This window comes from Blautia luti, from assembly GCF_033096465.1.
GTDB classification, from domain to species: Bacteria; Bacillota; Clostridia; order Lachnospirales; family Lachnospiraceae; genus Blautia_A; species Blautia_A luti.
This window is the reverse complement of record NZ_AP028156.1, coordinates 2,549,694-2,568,910: the sequence shown is the minus strand read 5'-3', so window position 1 is coordinate 2,568,910 and position 19,217 is coordinate 2,549,694. Positions and strand designations below refer to the sequence as shown.

16 protein-coding genes and 1 riboswitch are annotated in these 19,217 nt (G+C 42.7%); of the genes, 10 read left to right on the top strand and 6 right to left on the bottom strand.

Features of this window, described 5'->3' with window-relative positions:
• Nucleotides 1–46 precede the first annotated feature (46 nt).
• Nucleotides 47–736, bottom strand: coding sequence for a phosphatase PAP2 family protein (locus R8695_RS11850; RefSeq protein WP_118508436.1), 690 nt, complete (start codon nucleotides 734–736; stop codon nucleotides 47–49).
• 438 nt (nucleotides 737–1,174) lie between these two features.
• Here R8695_RS11850 and R8695_RS11845 point away from each other — a divergent pair, with 438 nt between their 5' ends.
• The 6 genes from R8695_RS11845 (at nucleotide 1,175) to R8695_RS11820 (ending at nucleotide 7,206) form a co-directional block, all read left to right on the top strand.
• Nucleotides 1,175–1,843, top strand: a complete 669-nt coding sequence (locus tag R8695_RS11845) for a response regulator transcription factor (protein ID WP_118508437.1) — start codon at nucleotides 1,175–1,177, stop codon at nucleotides 1,841–1,843.
• 94 nt (nucleotides 1,844–1,937) lie between these two features.
• Nucleotides 1,938–4,142, top strand: coding sequence for a DNA topoisomerase III (locus R8695_RS11840; RefSeq protein WP_154780257.1), 2,205 nt, complete (start codon nucleotides 1,938–1,940; stop codon nucleotides 4,140–4,142).
• A 26-nt stretch (nucleotides 4,143–4,168) separates the two neighbouring features.
• A complete protein-coding gene (locus tag R8695_RS11835) occupies nucleotides 4,169–4,546 on the top strand; it encodes a DUF6483 family protein (RefSeq protein ID WP_118508439.1) in 378 nt (125 codons plus the stop codon).
• Nucleotides 4,547–4,622: 76 nt separating this feature from the next.
• The gene (locus R8695_RS11830; RefSeq protein ID WP_118508440.1) at nucleotides 4,623–5,291 is read left to right on the top strand and encodes a YkgJ family cysteine cluster protein; all 669 of its coding nucleotides are present in this window, start codon (nucleotides 4,623–4,625) and stop codon (nucleotides 5,289–5,291) included.
• A gap of 60 nt (nucleotides 5,292–5,351) precedes the next feature.
• Nucleotides 5,352–6,542, top strand: a complete 1,191-nt coding sequence (locus R8695_RS11825; protein WP_118508510.1) for a phosphopentomutase — start codon at nucleotides 5,352–5,354, stop codon at nucleotides 6,540–6,542.
• Between the two features lie 100 nt (nucleotides 6,543–6,642).
• Nucleotides 6,643–7,206: an HD domain-containing protein gene (locus tag R8695_RS11820; protein ID WP_118508441.1), complete on the top strand. Its 564-nt coding sequence runs from the start codon at nucleotides 6,643–6,645 to the stop codon at nucleotides 7,204–7,206.
• A gap of 105 nt (nucleotides 7,207–7,311) precedes the next feature.
• Here R8695_RS11820 and fliB read toward each other — a convergent pair whose 3' ends face one another.
• From fliB to R8695_RS11800, 4 genes are all read right to left on the bottom strand, one after another.
• Nucleotides 7,312–8,499, bottom strand: a complete 1,188-nt coding sequence (gene fliB / locus R8695_RS11815; RefSeq protein ID WP_118508442.1) for a flagellin lysine-N-methylase — start codon at nucleotides 8,497–8,499, stop codon at nucleotides 7,312–7,314.
• Nucleotides 8,499–9,323, bottom strand: a complete 825-nt coding sequence (locus R8695_RS11810; protein WP_118508443.1) for a putative hydro-lyase — start codon at nucleotides 9,321–9,323, stop codon at nucleotides 8,499–8,501. The genes fliB and R8695_RS11810 overlap by 1 nt, the downstream gene beginning before the upstream one ends.
• A 108-nt stretch (nucleotides 9,324–9,431) precedes the next feature.
• Complete coding sequence (locus tag R8695_RS11805) at nucleotides 9,432–10,322, bottom strand: selenium metabolism-associated LysR family transcriptional regulator (RefSeq protein WP_154780258.1); 891 nt, start codon at nucleotides 10,320–10,322, stop codon at nucleotides 9,432–9,434.
• Nucleotides 10,323–10,328: 6 nt separating this feature from the next.
• A complete protein-coding gene (locus R8695_RS11800) occupies nucleotides 10,329–11,516 on the bottom strand; it encodes an aminotransferase class V-fold PLP-dependent enzyme (protein WP_118508445.1) in 1,188 nt (395 codons plus the stop codon).
• 260 nt (nucleotides 11,517–11,776) lie between these two features.
• Between R8695_RS11800 and R8695_RS11795 the strand changes: the two genes are divergently transcribed.
• Complete coding sequence (locus tag R8695_RS11795; protein WP_167515470.1) at nucleotides 11,777–14,119, top strand: GGDEF domain-containing protein; 2,343 nt, start codon at nucleotides 11,777–11,779, stop codon at nucleotides 14,117–14,119.
• 85 nt (nucleotides 14,120–14,204) lie between these two features.
• Here R8695_RS11795 and trpS read toward each other — a convergent pair whose 3' ends face one another.
• Entirely contained in the window at nucleotides 14,205–15,266 is a 1,062-nt protein-coding gene (trpS, locus tag R8695_RS11790) for a tryptophan--tRNA ligase (protein ID WP_118508447.1), read from the bottom strand.
• A gap of 224 nt (nucleotides 15,267–15,490) precedes the next feature.
• Between trpS and R8695_RS11785 the strand changes: the two genes are divergently transcribed.
• The 3 genes from R8695_RS11785 (at nucleotide 15,491) to ribE (ending at nucleotide 19,164) form a co-directional block, all read left to right on the top strand.
• Nucleotides 15,491–16,981 carry an AAA family ATPase gene (locus tag R8695_RS11785; protein WP_154780259.1) on the top strand — a complete coding sequence of 497 codons (1,491 nt, stop codon included), beginning with the start codon at nucleotides 15,491–15,493 and terminating at the stop codon, nucleotides 16,979–16,981.
• Nucleotides 16,982–17,066: 85 nt separating this feature from the next.
• A riboswitch (FMN riboswitch) is annotated at nucleotides 17,067–17,181 on the top strand.
• Nucleotides 17,182–17,426: 245 nt separating this feature from the next.
• On the top strand, nucleotides 17,427–18,536 hold the full coding sequence (ribD, locus tag R8695_RS11780; RefSeq protein WP_465220656.1) for a bifunctional diaminohydroxyphosphoribosylaminopyrimidine deaminase/5-amino-6-(5-phosphoribosylamino)uracil reductase RibD: 1,110 nt from the start codon (nucleotides 17,427–17,429) through the stop codon (nucleotides 18,534–18,536).
• The gene (gene ribE / locus R8695_RS11775) at nucleotides 18,517–19,164 is read left to right on the top strand and encodes a riboflavin synthase (RefSeq protein ID WP_055149430.1); all 648 of its coding nucleotides are present in this window, start codon (nucleotides 18,517–18,519) and stop codon (nucleotides 19,162–19,164) included. The genes ribD and ribE overlap by 20 nt, the downstream gene beginning before the upstream one ends.
• Nucleotides 19,165–19,217 lie beyond the last annotated feature (53 nt).

Here is a 19,217-nt window from a genome sequence, read left to right as displayed (position 1 = left end):
TAAAAAAATCTGCACAGGAGTGAAAAACAACTCCTGCGCAGATTTTTTAATTTTCATTATTATTATGGCCGGTTTCACTGGCATAAGAAACTCTTGAACGTGAAACTGCGTGAAATCTCTCCGGATAAAATACCAGATAACCGAACAGAGCAAGTGTTGCGCCCATACATACATCAATAACAGAATGCTGTTTCAGCAGCATAGTGGACATGATGATCAGGGTAGTCAGCGTCAGGGACGCGATACGGATACCCTTCCGGTTCCTCAGTGCTTCACAGTTAGTCAGGGACATATGAACAGCAAGGGAATTAAATACATGAATACTTGGAAGGATATTGGTAGGAGTATCCGTTTTGTACAGCCATTTCACAATAGAGGTAAATAGGTTGTTCCTTGGAAACTCAGCAGGACGAAGGTGCTGGGCGTTAGGATAAACATAAGATACGATCAGAAAAATGGTCATACCCGTCATAAGGTTAAATGCCAGCTGGTAATATTCATGTTTGTTTTTATTAAAGAAAACAAAATAAATAACAGCCAGGAGCATGTAAGGGAACCATAGCAGATAGGGGATGATAAAATACTCGCAGAACGGGATCATATCATCGAATACCGTGTGTACGATATGGTATCCGTGGATCGGACGGGTTTCCAGATATCGGAATGCCAAAATATAAACAATACCGTAAATACTGAGCACAAGTCCGTGTCTGTATTTCTTAAAAAAAGTTTTCAAAATTTCACCTTCCTTATTTTTGTACGAAAGATTACGGCATAAAATTTACTTTTAAGTATCGTCATAATATTTTCAAAGTTATAATAACATCTCTGAAACATTTTTACAAATAAATTTTTACTGTTATTACATAAAATTTTTATAAATAAATGTGAAAAAATATGTAGCATTTTACGAACTTTTAACATAAAAAAACAGAAAGATTTAACTGTATACTATTATACTAGTACAGCGAATATTAAGTAACCGCCATATTGACTTGTCTGATTTTTCATATGCCGCGTTGTCGTCAATCGCCATAGCCACCGCTACGCCTCATTCCTCCGCCTTGCATATGAGAAATCATCCTGCGTCATATACCAGATACTTAATTTTCGCTGTACTGGTACTGTAATAAGAATATGTAAAAAATAACAAAAAGAAAATGGAGAATGAATGATGATATATCTGGTAGAAGATGATGAAAGTATCCGTGAACTTGTGATCTATACCTTGAAAAGCCAGGGATTCGAAGCAAAAGGTTTTGAAAGACCATCCCTGTTCTGGAAAGAACTGGAAAAAGAGCACCCTTCCCTGCTGCTTCTGGATGTGATGCTTCCTGAAGAGGATGGTATTTCCATATTAAAAAAATTACGTGTCCGTCCGGATACCCGAAAACTTCCCATAATCATGCTGACTGCCAGAGGAAGTGAATATGATACAGTGATCGGGCTGGACAGTGGGGCAGACGACTATATTCCCAAACCATTCCGAATGATGGAACTGATTTCCAGAATCCGAGCCCTGCTGCGAAGATCAGAGGATCATGGAGCGGAAGAATACCAGGCAGGGAATCTGTATGTATGTCCTGCCAGACATGTGGTGACAGTAGATAACAAGAAGATAAACCTGACACTGAAAGAATATGAGGTATTATGTCTGCTGCTGAAAAACAGCGGAACCGTGCTGTCTCGAACACAGCTTCTGAATCAGGTATGGGGATATGAGTTTGACGGTGAGAGCAGAACCGTAGATGTACATATCAGGACTCTCAGACAGAAGCTTGGAACAGCAGGAGATTTGGTAGAAACAGTCAGAGGTGTAGGATATAAAATAAACATAAAATAAGGGGAAACTCTGGAATGGATGGAAGTTCTATGCTATACTTTCAGGAGAGAAAAATCCGTCAGTGCGCTGGCGGATATCCATGAGGAGCATAAACATGAAATCATTAGTAATTGCAGAGAAACCATCTGTTGCCAGAGACATTGCCAGAGTACTGCACTGTACACAGAAAGGCAACGGTATCCTGGAAGGAAAAGAATATGTTGTTACCTGGGCACTGGGTCATCTGGTCACGCTGGCAGATCCTGAAGAGTACGATAAAAAGTACACGAAATGGGAAATGTCCACACTTCCCATGATGCCAGATAAGATGAAACTGGTCGTGATACGCCAGACAGGGAAACAGTACAATGTTGTTAAGACCCAGCTTTACAGAAAAGATATACAGGATATTATTATAGCCACAGATGCCGGAAGAGAAGGTGAACTGGTAGCCCGCTGGATCCTTGATAAAGCGGACTGCCATAAACCCATTCGCAGACTGTGGATTTCTTCAGTTACAGATAAAGCCATCAGAGAAGGATTTGCTAATCTGAAAAATGGTCACGAGTACGATAATCTGTACAGGGCAGCTGTGGCAAGAGCAGAAGCTGACTGGCTGGTAGGAATGAACGGGACCAGGGCGCTTACCTGTAAATATAATGCACAGCTTTCCTGTGGCCGTGTACAGACCCCCACACTGGCAATGATCGCGAAAAGGGAAGAGGAGATCCGTGCATTTAAACCAAAGGAATATTATGGACTTACCCTGAAGGCCGGAGAGGCTGTGTGGACATGGAGAGAACCGAAGAGCAGGAGTTTCAGAACATTCAATAAGGAGAGAGCAGAGGAGATCGCAGATGCTGTCCGCAGCCAGTTCCTGGAAGTATATTCTGTAACAAGTAAAGAAAAGAAATCTTTTGCCCCTGGTTTATATGATCTGACTACGTTGCAGAGGGAAGCCAACCAGAAATATGGGTATTCCGCGAAGCAGACTCTGAACATCATGCAGCGACTCTATGAGAACCATAAAGTCCTTACTTATCCGAGAACAGATTCCAGATACATTGGCCAGGATATTGTACCTACTATTAAAGAACGCCTGAAGGCCTGTGCAGTGGGACCGTACAGGAAACTGGCAGGTGTACTGCTGAATCAGCCGGTTCGTGCCAACGCCAGCTTTGTGGACGATAAAAAGGTCAGTGACCATCACGCCATTATTCCCACCGAACAGTTTGTGCAGCTTGACCATATGACAAACGAAGAACGTAAAATCTATGATATGGTAGTGCGAAGATTCTTAAGTGTATTGTATCCTCCTTTTATTTATGAACAGGTAAGCATGGAGGGAACAGTAGCAGGGGAAGTGTTTGCAGCCAGCGGAAAGGTTGTAAAGAGCAGCGGATGGAAAGAAGTATACGAAAATGCGGACACTGATGAAGATGAGGAAGATGGAGCAGATGATGCACAGAAGCTGAAAGATCAGAAACTTCCTCAGATGAAAAAGGGCATGAAACTGCACATCGATCATGTATCTGTGAACACAGGAAAGACAAAACCGCCTGCAAGATTTACAGAAGCCACACTTCTTGCTGCAATGGAGAATCCTGTGCGCTATATGGAGAGCTACGATGCGAAGGCAGTAAAAACTCTCGGTGAAACAGGCGGTCTGGGAACTGTTGCTACAAGGGCAGATATTATTGAGAAACTTTTCAACAGTTTTCTGATGGAAAAGAAGGGAAATGAGATTTATCTGACGTCCAAGGCCAGACAGCTTCTGGAACTGGTGCCTGAAGAACTGCGTAAACCGGAACTGACTGCTGACTGGGAGATGAAACTTGGAAATATTGTCAAAGGAAAGATGAAGCAGGAAACATTCTTAAAAGAAATCAGAAATTATACCTGTGACATTGTAGATGAGATTAAAACCGGGCAGGGAACGTTCCGTCATGATAACCTCACGAATAAAATCTGCCCGAATTGCGGAAAGAAACTTCTGGCAGTGAACGGAAAGAATGCAAAGATGCTGGTATGCCAGGACAGAGAGTGCGGATATAAAGAAACTATATCCCGAACTACCAATGCACGCTGCCCGAAGTGTCATAAGCGTATGGAAATGTATGTAAAAGGCAAAGAAGAGACATTTATCTGTGCCTGCGGATACAAAGAAAAACTTTCTGTTTTTCAGGCAAGAAGAGCTAAAGAAGGTGCAGGAGTTAACAAGCGTGATGTCCAGAAATACATGAGACAGCAGCAGAAAGAAGCCAAAGAATCGGTGAATAATGCATTTGCACAGGCACTTGCAGGACTGAAGCTGGACTAAAAATAAATCGAAAGGATGAAACAGATATGGCAGTACAGGATGATCATATGATAAGAAATATTCAGGATGTAGGGAGACTGATCGCGAAGCTTCTACTTCATGAACAGCAGCCTGCCTATACACTTCCTGAGAACGAAGCAGACTATACAGAGGCAGATAAGCTTTTCGCATCTATTATGAAGCTTGCAGAAGAAGGTAAGATCAATGAGGCAGAGAATGAGCTGTATGAAGGAATGGTAGAGGATGACGTGGATTATCTGGAACTGGCTCTGACCTTTTATCTGTACCTGAATGATATGGATGGAGATTTTCTGGATGATAACGGATATTCCAGAGAAGAAGTATTAGAGGGAATGAAAGATTTGGCTTCTGACTGGGGCGTCAGCGGAATAGAAGCATTCTGATCGAATAAAATCAGGAAGTCAGGCGCGCAGATGATTGTGCCTGATTTGTCTGCAATGAAAGGAAACAGTATACACTATGCGTAGAGAACAGACACTGGAAGAAATTTCAGATGGAAAATTATATGACTCCAATGATATGGTAAAGGCAGATAGCCACAACTGTGAAGGCTGCTGTGACTGCTGTCAGGGAATGGGTGATTCTGTAATCTTAGACCCATTTGATGTACACCGATTATCAATTGGCTTAAAGAAACCGGCTGAACAGCTTTTGCAGGAATGTCTGGAACTGGGTGTATCAGATGGTAATATCCTGCCACATCTTCGAATGACAGGTGCAGCAGAACAATGCGTATTCCTCAATCAGGAAGGCCGCTGCAGTATCCATGCCATCAGGCCGGGATTCTGCAGATTATTTCCCCTGGGAAGATTTTATGAAGACGGCGGGTTCAAATATATTCTTCAGGTCCATGAATGTCCGAAAACAAACCGCAGTAAGATTAAAGTAAAGAAATGGATCGATACACCGGATCTGAAAAATTATGAGAGATTTATCAATGACTGGCATTATTTTCTGCTGGATGTACAGGAAGTACTATACAATTCACAGGACTCAGACCTGATCAGAAATCTGAATCTTTTTGTAGTGAACAGATTTTATTTTAAGCCATATGATCAGGATCAGGACTTCTATCCACAGTTTTATGCACGACTGAAAGAAGGAAAAGAATTGCTGGCATTAGCATAACCGTAGTCTGTTAAGAGCTGAATGGTGCCATAGAAAAAAGGAAAGGATATGGTGAACGAAATGGAAAAATATAAAAGAATATTTGTAATCGTTCTGGATTCTCTGGGAATTGGTGCAATGCCTGATTCAGAGAAATTCGGAGATACAGGCGTAGACACTTTCGGACATATTCTGGATCGTATGGGAACTCTGGATATTCCCAATCTGCAGAAAATGGGAATGGTAAATCTTCATCAGGGAGGAAAGATGGAGACAGTAGAGAAACCAATGGGACGTTTCATGCGCGTCAGCGAAGCCAGCAATGGTAAGGATACTATGACTGGACACTGGGAAATGATGGGAATCAAGACAGAGAAACCATTTAAGACTTTTACAGATACAGGATTTCCACCGGAACTGATCGCAGAACTTGAGAAACGCTGTGGCAAACGTGTAATTGGAAATAAGAGTGCCAGCGGTACAGAGATCATTGAGGAGCTGGGAGAGGAAGAAATTAATACAGGCGCGATGATTGTCTATACCTCTGCTGACTCTGTTTTGCAGATCTGTGGAAATGAAGAAACCTTTGATCTTCAGAATCTTTATCGCTGCTGCGAGATCGCGCGTGAGATCACAATGAAAGATGAATGGCGTGTAGGCCGTGTTATAGCCAGACCATATGTTGGCAGGAAGAAAGGCGAGTTTAAACGTACAGGCAACCGTCACGACTATGCGCTGAAGCCAACGGGATTAACTGCTATGAATGCCCTGAAAGATGGAGGATATGATGTGATCAGCGTAGGAAAGATCAATGACATTTTCTGTGGAGAGGGTGTGACAGAGGCATTGCATTCCAACAGTTCCGTACATGGAATGGAGCAGACCATTGACCTCAGCAGGAAGGATTTCCACGGACTCTGCTTTACCAATCTGGTAGATTTCGATGCACTCTGGGGACACCGCAGAAATCCGGAAGGATATGGACGGGAAATCGAGAAATTTGACAGGAATCTGGGTGTACTGATGAATGAAATGACATCCGATGACCTTCTGATCATCACAGCAGACCACGGAAACGATCCGACTTATACAGGAACAGACCATACCAGAGAATATGTACCATTTATTTCCTGGTCACCCAGGATGAAACAGGGTGGCAGGTTGGAAGATGAAAACACATTTGCAATCATTGGAGCAACCGTTGCAGACAATTTCCAGGTAAAAATGCCGGAAGGAACCATTGGGCATTCCATTTTGGATAAATTAGTTTGAACTGAATCAGAAAATAGTTATGATATCAGGCGGTAAACTGATTTGAGTTTCCGCCTGATTTATACAATACTGATGCATTATAAACAGGAGAAAGATACATATGGATAGCAGAGCATTTCTGGATTTTTTAAAAGTAGCAGAGAGATTAAAGTGTAATACCAGACATTCCTATACCTCCTCGGGACGGCATGAAAGTGTGGCAGAGCACAGCTGGCGTCTTACTGTGATGGCTTATTTCATGCAGGATGAGTTCCCGGAGGCAGACATAGACAAAGTGATTAAAATGTGTATGTTCCATGATATGGGGGAGGCGATTACAGGAGACATTCCTGCGTTTGAGAAAACATCCGCAGATTCAGACAATGAGAATCATGTGATGGAGGAACTGCTGGATACTTTGCCGGAACCATACAGAACAGACCTGAAAGACTTATTTGCTGAAATGGAAGCACTGGAAACTCTGGAAGCAAAGATTTATAAAGCACTGGATAAATTAGAGGCACTGATCCAGCATAACGAAGCAGATCTCTCCACCTGGATTCCACTGGAATATGATCTGCAAATGACTTATGGGACGGAAGAATGCAGCTTTAGTGAATACATGAAGAGCCTGCGTGATATGGTCAGAGAAGATTCCAGAAAGAAAGCAGATATGGACAAATAGTGTAAAACATAAAAACCTTGCTGTACAGATAAATACTTTAACAGTAATACTTCTGTAGTCAGCAAGGTTTTTTGACAGTTATAAGGAAAATTTATAAAACTTATATCAGCATATTCTCAACAGATTTTCAAAAGAGAAAGTCTTATCTTCTGACATCAGTTCCTCAAATTTATTCAGATTAAGATCCGAATGTTCCAGCTCTCTGGAGAACTGATAGCAGATCTGAATTTGGTCATTCAGACTGAACTGGCGGTTATTTTTCAGATAAGTACCAATACTTAGTTCATGGATAAACAGGGTACAGACAACTGTCATTTTAATTTTGGCAAAGATTTCATCATCATAAACTGCACCACAGAAATAAGTATAGATCCAGTAAACCAGAAGCTGTTCTTCCTGGATCTGCCAGTCAGGATAACAGTGATCAAATTCGCTTTTATGATGAGAATAAAGATTTCCTGAGTCATACAGTGGATCTGTATCTTCTTTATACAACGGAGTCAGACAATCCCTTAAGTATTCCTGCCAACCTGGGCGGAGAACTTCCATTTCCGGGACAACAGTTTTCCACATTTCTTTAAATAATTCATGGATCGCTGTATTTGCTGTTCCACTTCTGTTATTCAGGTTTATTCGAGAAGCAATTTTGCTGCAGAAGGCATCTCCATATCCGGAAATCTCATGACGTTTCCGGATGTCTTCCCACTGAAACAGTTCATTTTTATCTACGCATAACTGGAAATCATGTGCAATTGCCAGCACTTTCCACAGGCGTTTCTGTATAGGAACTGTTCTGTCCTGGATCACTTCTATAAGCGCATCTCTGGTATCCATTAAAGCAGTAAACAGAAGATAATCAAAATCATCGTAAACTTCTTCACGGGTATCTTTTACTCTGGTAACGAATTGAACTTTTTCTTTCTGTGATAACAGGATCCTCGCAGCTTCCGGACAGGAAAGCGAAAGAGAAATCTCCCGCAAGCCTTCAAATTCTTCAATATGCCTCGGATAATTGCGGCAGGTCTTGCAGAACATTTTCGGTCCGGCCTCGGTATAAATATCACACAGATTCTCCTCGTTCAGAAATGCACAGCGCCGGTCATACTGGCGGAAAATATGTTCTTTCCAGTCAATATCATTATGTAGACGATTGCGGAATGGTCCTTTGAAATGCTGGTATTTCTTTAAGGTTTTGTCATCGATCACAATCTGCCATCCAGCGCAGCAGGTATCGGGACAGGTTCCTGCAATGCAGGAGAATTTTTTATAATAATTGGGAAATGTAAACTGCATTAGTTCTCTTTTTTCTTAGCCTCCAGATAGTCATTCAGCTCTGCATTTGGAATATCGGTGATAAACATATGTCCCGGTGCATGGGTGATAACGATCGGTGGTTTTGCGTTTTCGATTGCTGCCTGTGGAGTAACACCGCATGGCCAGAATACAGGAATTTCACCTTCGTAAATATCAACAGCCTCTCCGTAATCCGGTTTCATAACATCGGCAACACCAACTTCCTTTGGATCGCCCATATGTACAGGAGCACCGTGAACATTCGGCATTTTGAAAGTAATATCGTAAGCCTTTTTCGCGTTTTCCGGTGTCATCGGGCGCATGGAGCAGACCATAGGGCCGGAGAATGGTCCGACAGGAACTGTCTGGATGTTGGTCTTAAACATAGGTACATTTCTTCCCTGTGCAATGTGGCGGATTTCAATTCCTTCTCTGATTAATGCTTCTTCGAAAGAGAAAGAACAGCCAATGAGAAATCCCACATATCCTTCTTTCCAGTATTCGGAAGCATCCGTGGTCTCTTTTGTAAATACGCCGTTTTCATAGATTCGATATTTCGGAATATCTGTGCAGATATTTCCGCCCTCGCCCATATCGTGGGTCTCAGGAGTACCTTTAATGATTTCAAGGATCGGACACGGGAATGGATTCTTATGCGCAAATTCCTCAAAATCTGCGGCATATTCCGGCGGCAGGATTACCAGATTCGCCTGTGCATAACCACGGCACATACCGGCGGTAGGAAAATCGATAACTCCTTTACGGATCAGTTCACGAACCTCCTTAGGGGACATATCTACATAGGGTGTGATATCAAAAGCCATAATAAATTACCTCCTGTTTCATACTTTACAATATAAAAGTATTGTACAGGAAACCGGCAGGAATTGCAATGCTGTAATGGGAGATTGCCGGAATTTCTCAGAAAGATACTATAAGTAATAATTTTTTACATATTGAATAAACTGGCGGACATGGGCCTTCAGGATCCTGTTTTTGCTGCAAACAATATAAAAACTGCGTTTATGAGCAGTTCCCTCTAATGGAAACAGAAGGATCTGTTTTGTTTTTTTCAGATCCACTGCGGATCTGGCAGAAAGAATGGAAATGCCCAGACCATTTACAATGGATTTTTTGATAGATTCCAGATCATTCATCCGCGCCACAACATTCAGACTGGAAGGCTCAATTCCGGCGTTTTCCAGAAAGATGTCCATTTCCTTTTTGGTACCGGAACCTCTTTCGCGGATGATAATGGGATCTTTGAGAAAATCAGAAAATGTAACAGGGCGTTCTTTCAGCTGCAGGTAATGGTCATTTACAGGAGTGGCGATCACCATATCATCCTGGCAGAAAGGAATAAATATACAACTGTCATCTCCTGTATTCTGCCCGGTGAGAGCTAGATCTACGCTTCCGTCCAGAACACGGCTGATAGCTCCGGCACTGTCTGTCTGCCAGGAGTGGAAATATACATCCGGATACATTCTGCCGAAACCTGCCATAAGTTCTGGGAGAAGATAGGAAGAAGGGATGGTGGAAGCCGCCAGATCAATGATCTGTTTCTTCGAACCGGTAAAGTTTTCAAAAAGGTTATTGCGAATATCCAGCATACGGACGGCACTGTCGTAGAGCTGATAACCTTTGGGCGTGATAGTGAGTTTTTTGGTCGTGCGGATGATCAGCCGGGTATGAAGTTCTTCTTCCAGGGAACGGATGTGAGTGCTGATAGTAGGCTGGGTCAGGTAAAGTTTTCTGGCTGCCTCTGAAAAGCTTCCATAATCTACTACAGCCACAAAGGCTTCCAGTTGTTTAAATTCCATAGGGTGTTACCTCCCTCTTTTACTTTGTGTTTCTGTGATATGTGCAAGTGCATCCAGAGCCTGATCCAGTTCAGAAACTGTGTTTTCCGGGCCAAAAGAAAAACGGATAGTGCCAGTGGGATACGTCCCCAATGTCTTATGTGCAGATGGCGCACAATGAAGCCCTACACGGGTCATGATCCCATAGGTATTGTCCAATTCAAAGGCAGCCAGTGCAATATCTGTATCCAGGGTCTGAACAGACACAACCGGACATCTGCCAGCAGTATCTTTTTTTCCAATGATCCGAAGATGTTTCTCTGCCGGATCCAGATCCAGGATTCCCTGAATGAAATAGCTGGTCAGCATCATTTCGTGCTGAAAAGTTTCCTCCATAGAAGTCCGGGAAAGATCCTCAAGTGCTGCATGAAGTCCCAGGATTCCGGGAATATTGGGAGTTCCGGGTTCGAAGCGATCCGGGAGAAAATCCGGAACCTCTTCTGTGTGGGAAGCACTTCCGGTTCCTCCGCTGAGCAGAGGATCGATCTGGCTGACCAGTTCGCTGCGTATGAGAAATCCGCCTGTACCCTGAGGCCCGCGAAGCCCCTTATGACCGGTAAAAGCCAGTGCACTGATCTGGAAATCTTCCATATCCACAGGAATGGTTCCGGCAGTCTGGGCAGTATCCAGAATAAATAAAAGTCCGTGTTCCCGACAGAATTGGCCGATCTCTCTGGCAGGCATGATGGTGCCGCATACATTGGAGGCGTGAAGACAGACCAGAAGCCGGGTCCGGGGAGTGAGAAGTTTCTTGGCCTGCTCCAGAAGAAGAGAGCCGTCTGATGTACATGGAATCCGGTCAAAAATTACTCCCTGACCGGTGAGCTGTACCAGGGGACGCATGACTGCATTATGCTCCATGGAAGTGACCAGAACGTGGTCACCGGGTTTCAGGAGTCCTTTTAAAAGGACATTCAGACTGGTGGTGATATTGGGAGTGAAGATTACATTTTTCCCTTTTCCTGAAGAAAAATGGAAAAGCTTCAGGAGCTGCTCCCTGGTTTCAAATATCTGTTCTTCGGTATCATAGGCATCCTGATAGGTTCCACGGTTTACATTTACGGGTGCCTTGGAAAGATAATGATATACAGCATCTGCCACAGAGGGAGCTTTCGGGAAAGAAGTACTTGCCTGATCCAGATAAATCTTGTTCATATGTATTTAACCTCATAATTTCTTAAAAGATAGTTATAGTATACCATACTTTCTTATAAATGAAATCTATAAATATTTATAAAATGACGCTATATTAAATCAGATAAAATGCAAGAGGGACTGCCAGATTCCTCTGACGAAAATCAGGTAAGTCAGGTGGGAATAAAGGCAAAATTGCTAAAATATATTGAATGAAATAGAAAAATATTGTAAAATAAAACGAAATAAAGGCGTGTTGGTTATTGAAAGGAAGCATGCGTATGAAGAAAAGATATACCATTGGAGTGATGATCGGAAATGCAAATTCACCCCACACGATGGATCTGATGCAGGGGATTTTCCATGCGGCCAGATCTATGGACATCAATGTTCTGTTTTTTCTTGGAATTCACAGCAGCTATTATTATAAATCATACTTTGGAGAAGATACAGAAGATGATTATGATTACCAGTTTAATGCAGCATATGATTATCAGGCATTTGCAGATGTAGATGCGCTGATCATAGCATATGGTTCTCTGTGTATTTTCCTGGATGAGAAGGAGCGGGAAACATTTCTGGACAGATATAAAGATAAACCCCGTGTTCTGGTAGAAGAGAGGGACTGCTCCGGAACTTCTACCTCTATCATTGCGGATAATTACCATGGCATGTATGGGATTGTCGAACATCTGGTAAGGGATCATGGTTATCGCAGCTTTACTTATCTTGCAGGTCCTCATGGGAATACAGATGCCCGTGAGAGGCGGCAGGCTGTTTACGATGTAATGAAAGAATACGGGATTTCCTTTGATGAGAGCAGGATTGCATATGGGGATTTTTCTTCCTGTGTCAAGGAACAGGTGAACCGGCTGCTGGATCGCTTTCCAGATATGGAAGCTATGATCTGCGCCAACGATGTAATGGCAGAGACAGCATACCGGGAATGCGCCAGAAGAGGAATGATAGTCGGAATAGATATTGCGATTACAGGATATGATGACTGGGAGCTGGCGGAAACCATGAATCCCCCTCTTACTACCGTGCTTCAGAATGCATTTGATATGGGATATATGGCAGTGATCGGTGCAGCAGAACTGTGCAAAGGTAAGAAATGTCATTCCGTGGTAGTGCCGGCGAAACTGAGACTGAGAGAGTCCTGTGGATGCAGCATGCAGACCTGCTGGCAGGATCCAAATTCTGTCCACACACAAAAGAATGTCTGGAAATGGATTTCAGAAAGCTATATAGAAGAATGCCTGGAAGAGATCCTGGTGGAGAATACCGATATTGTATTAAAATATAAAGCGAAGGAATATCTCTGGTCCATCATGGAAGTGGATTTCAGGATCCCTGAGAGTGAAGAGAATATAAAAAGAGGCCTTCAGAAACTTTTTGACAGTGAGATCAGTAAATATATCAGCGGTGTTTCCCTGTTGAAGGTTTTTGATAGATTTACGGATGAGTGTGTGCAGATGGAACTGCAGAGAAAAGAAATCCATAAAGAAGCAATCAGCAATCTGCTGTTGAGAAAACGACAGCTGCATGATAAGATCCTGGCATATATCATAAAAGGTGAAAAAGACTATTTCAGTACGTTTCAGCAGGAGAGCTGGTTTGTGCCGCTGATTTCCAAGGATATGCTGTGCCATATGGATGATGAACAGGAGATGTACAGACGTGCGCTGGTGAAGCTTCATGCGCTGAAAGCAGAAGCATCTTATCTGTATATATTTAAGGAACCTATTGCACATTTCAGGAATGAAGAATGGCACTGCCCGGAACGGATGTATCTGGCTGCCTATCAGTCCGGAGAGCAGATCATCTCATTTAAAGAGGACGAGAGGCCGGAAGTTTCTACTATCTGTGCAGGCAGAGGAATGATTGTTACCAGAAAGAGGAACGGACGGAATTATGTGGCAACGCTCCTGTGTCTTTTTTCAGGAGAAATGCAGTATGGAATTCTGGTGGCAGAGATCAATCCATCCAATCTGGCGCTGTTTTATCTTATCAGCCGTCAGATCGGCAATATGCTGCGTATGTATCAGATGTCCAGGGAACAGAAAGATATGCAGTGGAAACTGGAGGCTCTGGTTCAGGAGATCAGGGAGAAAAATGAAGTCCTGAATTTCATTTCCGAGTCCGATGCACTGACAGGATGTATGAACCGCAGAGGTTTTATGGAAAAAACTCTTCAGATGAATAAGGAGAATGAAGGAAAAGAGATGGTGATCCTGTTTGCGGATCTGGATCATCTAAAGGAAATCAATGATTCATTTGGACACATAGAGGGGGATTTTTCCATCAGACACTGCGCACAGACCCTGAAGTCTGTTGTGGGAAAAGAGGGAATTGTAGGCAGGATCGGCGGTGACGAATTCTGTGTGGTCATTCTGGGAAATATGGAAGACGGGCAGCGGATCATAGAAAAAGTGAGGGAAGAGAATGAAATTTTTAACCGCAGTTCGGATAAAGAATATTATGTGGAACTGTCGGCAGGATGCACGTCTGTGATATGCAGAAACGGGCTTGTGATCGCTGATGTGCTGAAGGAGGCAGACAGGGCACTTTACGAGGCAAAGAAGCTCAGAAGGAAGACAGTAAAGAAGGATTTGGAATCCTGAAAATATCTATGATAATAAATACTTATATAAAAAGTTCCGGCTATGAATCGCATCATAGACGGAACTTTTTGAAAATATAAAATGCTTATTTGATCAGACTGTTATCATCGAAGTAGTTGATCTGCATTGCGGAACGTACATCATGAAGTGTCTGTGCTGCTTTCGCTTCAGCAACTTTACTTCCCTCTTTCAGGATCTCATATACGTCATCCAGATGCTGCTCCCAGTATTTACGTCTCTCACGGATCGGAGAAAGTTCTGCCTGGAGTACTTTGTTCAGGAATTTCTTAACTTTAACATCACCCAGACCGCCGCGTGTATAGTGTGCTTTTAACTCGTCCAGATTCTGGTATTCAGGCAGGAATTCTGCGAAGTATTCCGGTTTGCAGAATGCGTCCAGATAAATAAATACAGGGTTTCCTTCTACACGGCCCGGATCTTCCACACGAAGGTGATTCGGGTCTGTGAACATGGACATAACTTTCTTCTTAACATCTGCTTCTTCATCTGCAAGATAGATGCAGTTGCCAAGAGACTTGCTCATTTTGGCCTTTCCGTCGATACCAGGGAGACGGAGACATGCTTTATTGGATGGCAGAATGATCTCCGGCTCTGTCAGGGTTTCCCCGTATACAGTGTTAAATTTGTGCACGATCTCTTTACACTGTTCAAGCATTGGGAGCTGGTCTTCTCCAACCGGAACAGTAGTAGCATGGAAAGCAGTGATATCTGCCGCCTGGCTGATCGGATAACAGAAGAATCCGACAGGGATGCTTGCTTCGAAATTACGCATCTGGATCTCAGATTTAACAGTAGGGTTACGCTGCACACGTGCTACAGTAACAAGGTTCATATAATAGAAAGTAAGCTCTGTAAGCTCCGGAACCATGGACTGGATAAAGATAGTGGATTTCTCAGGATCAATGCCGCATGCAAGGTAATCCAACGCAACCTGGAGAATATTCTGGCGAACTTTCTCAGGGTGTTCTGCGTTATCTGTTAATGCCTGTGCATCTGCAATCATAATATAAATTTCATCATATAAGCCGGAATTCTGTAAACGAACACGCTCGGATAATGAACCAACATAATGTCCAACATGAAGGCGGCCGGTTGGACGGTCACCGGTTAAAATAATTTTGCTCATTTTGTTCTCCTAAAAGTGAATTTCGATTTCCCAGAGAGTTTCTGGAAATTCTCAGTTATTCCTATTATAAAGCCTGCGGATGTTACCGTCAATGACTTTGACGGAATAAATATGCATTAAGTACGTTTCTGGAATTGATTAAAACGAAAGATTCTGCTAGAATAATAAAGAGTTATAAATTAAAAATTACACGGAACAAGGATAAAATAAAAGGAGTAATCACCATGCCAGTATTTGATTTCAGCGGTGCTTCAGATAAGAAACCAGGTGTACAGTCTGAATGTACCTATACTACTTTCCAGTCCAATGAAAAGGAGACTTCTCCTGAGAAACCGATTATGATCCTGGACAACAGCAGCCGCCAGTGGAAACACCATTCCTGCGGTATCTTTACCAATCCGATCAAACGTACTTCCTTTGAATTTAAAGAAGAAGACGGAAACTTTAGCGCAGACATTTTAAGCATTGATTCCAGATTCGTAAGCCTTCTGAAATGGCTTGGAGAGAACCACATTAATGTACGTCTTTCCGGACAGAACCAGGAGAACGGATATGCAGTTTATAAGATCCGTGAGACAGCATTTGGTGGCGGTACCAAGCTTTCCGCAGAGGACGGATTTCTTCAGTTTATGATCGAGAGACTTCTGGCAAGCAGTGCGCCGGCAGAGATTATTGAGGATGAAGATGAGGAAGAGACAGGGGATGAAATGAAGCTGACAAGCATCCAGAGCATTACTGATTTTATGACCTGCGCAGGCAGAACCTTGCCGGACAATATCCGTCTCTGGGCGAGAAGAAACCTTGCAGTTGCCCGTTCACACGAAGTATCTCCGGAGGAGAGACGTCATGCTCAGAGAGCACTTTCCATCATGATGAATGTACAGTGGAAGAGCAATTACTTTGAAGCAATCGATCCTCAGGAAGCCCGCAGGATCCTTGATGAGGAACTCTACGGAATGGAATCTGTAAAGCAGCGTATCATTGAAACAATCATCCAGATCAACCGTACCCATACACTTCCTGCATACGGACTTCTCCTTGTAGGCCCTGCGGGTACAGGTAAATCCCAGATTGCATACGCAGTTGCCCGCATCCTGAAACTGCCTTGGACAACTCTGGACATGAGTTCCATCAATGATCCGGAACAGCTTACAGGAAGTTCCAGAATCTATGCAAACGCAAAGCCCGGAATCATCATGGAAGCCTTCTCGGCAGCAGGAGAATCCAATCTTGTATTTATTATCAACGAGCTTGATAAAGCAGCGTCAGGTAAGGGCAACGGAAATCCTGCAGACGTACTTCTTACTCTGCTTGACAACCTTGGATTTACAGATAACTATATGGAATGTATGGTGCCTACAGTGGGCGTTTATCCTATTGCTACGGCAAACGATAAATCCCAGATCAGCGCACCTCTGATGTCCCGTTTCGCGGTGATTGATATCCCGGATTATACATCAGAAGAGAAGAAGATCATCTTCTCCAAATACGTTCTTCCGAAAGTTCTGAAACGCATGAGCCTGAAAGCAGAAGAATGTGTAGTAACAGAAGACGGTCTGGATGCCATCGTTGAATTGCATAAAAATACAAGCGGTATTCGTGATCTGGAACAGGCAGCAGAGCATATCGCAGCCAATGCCCTGTATCAGATTGAAGTAGATCACCTGACAGGTGTGACATTTAATGCAGAGATGGTAAGAGGGTTACTTTCCTGAAAAAAAACTTGACAGAGATAAAAGTTAAGAGTATACTGTCAGACATCAGCAAGGTAAATTGTAAAAATTGCTGATAAAAATAAAATAAGATCTTCAGGGCAGGGTGCAATTCCCTACCGGTGGTAAAGCCCACGAGCCGTAAGGCATGATTCGGTGTAATTCCGAAGCCGACAGTACAGTCTGGATGAAAGAAGATAACAGTAGAGATACAGAAGAATTAACTGATCTATGAAAGCTGACTGCTCTGGAATAATTAATTTATTCCAGAGCTTTTTTATATCAATTAAAGTGATTTCAGTGATGAAATAAAGAGTCAGATTCATTGGAAGATAATTCATATCAAATATTAATTACCAAGCCCTGGATGTTGAAAAAACACCGGGGCTTTATTTTATGGAATTGTTATAAAAGAGCAGGAGATGATGGATTGAAAAACACAACGGATATAGAACAGGACAGGCAGTATATGAAAATGGCTTTGGAACTGGCACAAAAAGGAATGGGTTTTACAGCACCTAATCCGATGGTAGGTGCTGTGATCGTTAAAAACGGAAGGATCATTGGTCAGGGATATCACAGAAAATACGGTGGACTCCATGCGGAGAGAGAAGCTCTGGCAGTGTGTACGGAAGAACCCGAAGGTGCATCTATATATGTTACTTTAGAACCCTGCTGCCATTATGGAAAACAGCCTCCATGCGTGAATGCAATCCTGGAGGCCGGAATCAGACGCGTGATCATCGGATCATCAGATCCTAATCCGCTGGTTGCAGGAAAAGGAATCCGGATTTTGAAGGATCATGGAATTGAAGTAACAGAAAATATTTTAAAAGAAGAGTGTGATAAATTGAATGAAGCATTCTTTTATTACATCCAAAATAAAAAACCGTATGTGGTCATGAAATATGCAATGACTATGGATGGAAAAATTGCCGCATATACAGGTGAATCCAAATGGGTGACAGGAGAAGCTGCCAGAATTCATGTACAGAAACAGCGACTGAAATATACAGGAATTATGGTTGGGGTGGGAACTGTGCTGGCAGATGATCCGATGCTCACCTGCAGACTGGAAAACAGCAGAAATCCTGTGCGTATTATCTGCGATTCCCATCTGAGAACACCACTGACATCTAAGATTGTAAGAACAGCAAAGACAATTCCTACAATCCTTGCAAGCAGCAGTAAAGACCAGCAGAAGATAAAGAATTATGAAGAAATGGGATGCCAGGTTCTGTATGTTCCGGAGAAAAACGGACACATAGATTTAAACAGATTAATGGAACTTCTGGGAGCTGCAAGGATAGACAGTATTTTGCTGGAAGGAGGGGGTTCTTTAAACTGGTCAGCACTGGAAAGCGGTATTGTTCAGAAAGTTCAGACTTATATAGCACCTAAACTTTTTGGAGGCGAAGAAGCAAAGACGCCGGTGGAAGGAAAGGGATTTCCTGATCCTGTCAGCGCAGTATTATTAAAAAACAGTGAAATAATCAGACTGGGAGATGATTTTCTTATAGAGAGTGAGGTGAAGAGAAATGTTTACGGGAATTGTTGAAGAACTGGGAACTGTAAAAAAAATAAAAAAAGGAGCAAATTCAGCGGTATTTACGATACAGGCAGAGAAAATACTGGATGACCTGAAAACAGGAGACAGCGTAGCTGTAAATGGAATCTGCCTTACTGTAACTGCATGTCTGAAAAATGGTTTTACGGCAGATGTGATGCACGAAACATTGAACCGTTCTGCGCTGATTCAGCTTTCACCGGGGCAGCATGTAAACCTGGAAAGGGCAATGCCTGCAAATGGACGATTCGGAGGACATATTGTTGCAGGGCATGTAGATGGAACGGGAAGAATCACAAAAATCCACAGAGATGATAATGCTGTATGGTACACGATTCAGACCTCAGACCAGATCATGAAATATATAGTCATAAAAGGTTCTGTAACAATTGATGGAATCAGCCTTACAGTGGCAAAAGTTTCGGAAAAAGATTTCTCTATCTCTGCAATTCCTCATACAGTAAAGATTACAGTTCTCGGAGAACGTAAAGAAGGGGATATGGTTAATCTTGAGACAGATATTATTGGAAAATATGTGGAGAAATTAATAACACCTGTGAAAGAACAGCCATCAAAAAGCAATATTACAAGAGATTTTCTGAGTAAGTATGGATTTTGACCAGATCAGATAAGCGGCCAATACGGATGATTTTGCCCGGTTAACAGCAGAAA

Coding starts and splice junctions, on each gene's coding strand:
- R8695_RS11845 (WP_118508437.1), top strand. CDS start 1,175: ATGATATATCTGGTAGAAGATGATGAAAGTATCCGTGAACTTGTGATC.
- R8695_RS11840 (WP_154780257.1), top strand. CDS start 1,938: ATGAAATCATTAGTAATTGCAGAGAAACCATCTGTTGCCAGAGACATT.
- R8695_RS11835 (WP_118508439.1), top strand. CDS start 4,169: ATGGCAGTACAGGATGATCATATGATAAGAAATATTCAGGATGTAGGG.
- R8695_RS11830 (WP_118508440.1), top strand. CDS start 4,623: ATGCGTAGAGAACAGACACTGGAAGAAATTTCAGATGGAAAATTATAT.
- R8695_RS11825 (WP_118508510.1), top strand. CDS start 5,352: ATGGAAAAATATAAAAGAATATTTGTAATCGTTCTGGATTCTCTGGGA.
- R8695_RS11820 (WP_118508441.1), top strand. CDS start 6,643: ATGGATAGCAGAGCATTTCTGGATTTTTTAAAAGTAGCAGAGAGATTA.
- fliB (WP_118508442.1), bottom strand. CDS start 8,499: ATGCAGTTTACATTTCCCAATTATTATAAAAAATTCTCCTGCATTGCA.
- R8695_RS11810 (WP_118508443.1), bottom strand. CDS start 9,323: ATGGCTTTTGATATCACACCCTATGTAGATATGTCCCCTAAGGAGGTT.
- R8695_RS11805 (WP_154780258.1), bottom strand. CDS start 10,322: ATGGAATTTAAACAACTGGAAGCCTTTGTGGCTGTAGTAGATTATGGA.
- R8695_RS11800 (WP_118508445.1), bottom strand. CDS start 11,516: ATGAACAAGATTTATCTGGATCAGGCAAGTACTTCTTTCCCGAAAGCT.
- R8695_RS11795 (WP_167515470.1), top strand. CDS start 11,777: ATGAAGAAAAGATATACCATTGGAGTGATGATCGGAAATGCAAATTCA.
- trpS (WP_118508447.1), bottom strand. CDS start 15,266: ATGAGCAAAATTATTTTAACCGGTGACCGTCCAACCGGCCGCCTTCAT.
- R8695_RS11785 (WP_154780259.1), top strand. CDS start 15,491: ATGCCAGTATTTGATTTCAGCGGTGCTTCAGATAAGAAACCAGGTGTA.
- ribE (WP_055149430.1), top strand. CDS start 18,517: ATGTTTACGGGAATTGTTGAAGAACTGGGAACTGTAAAAAAAATAAAA.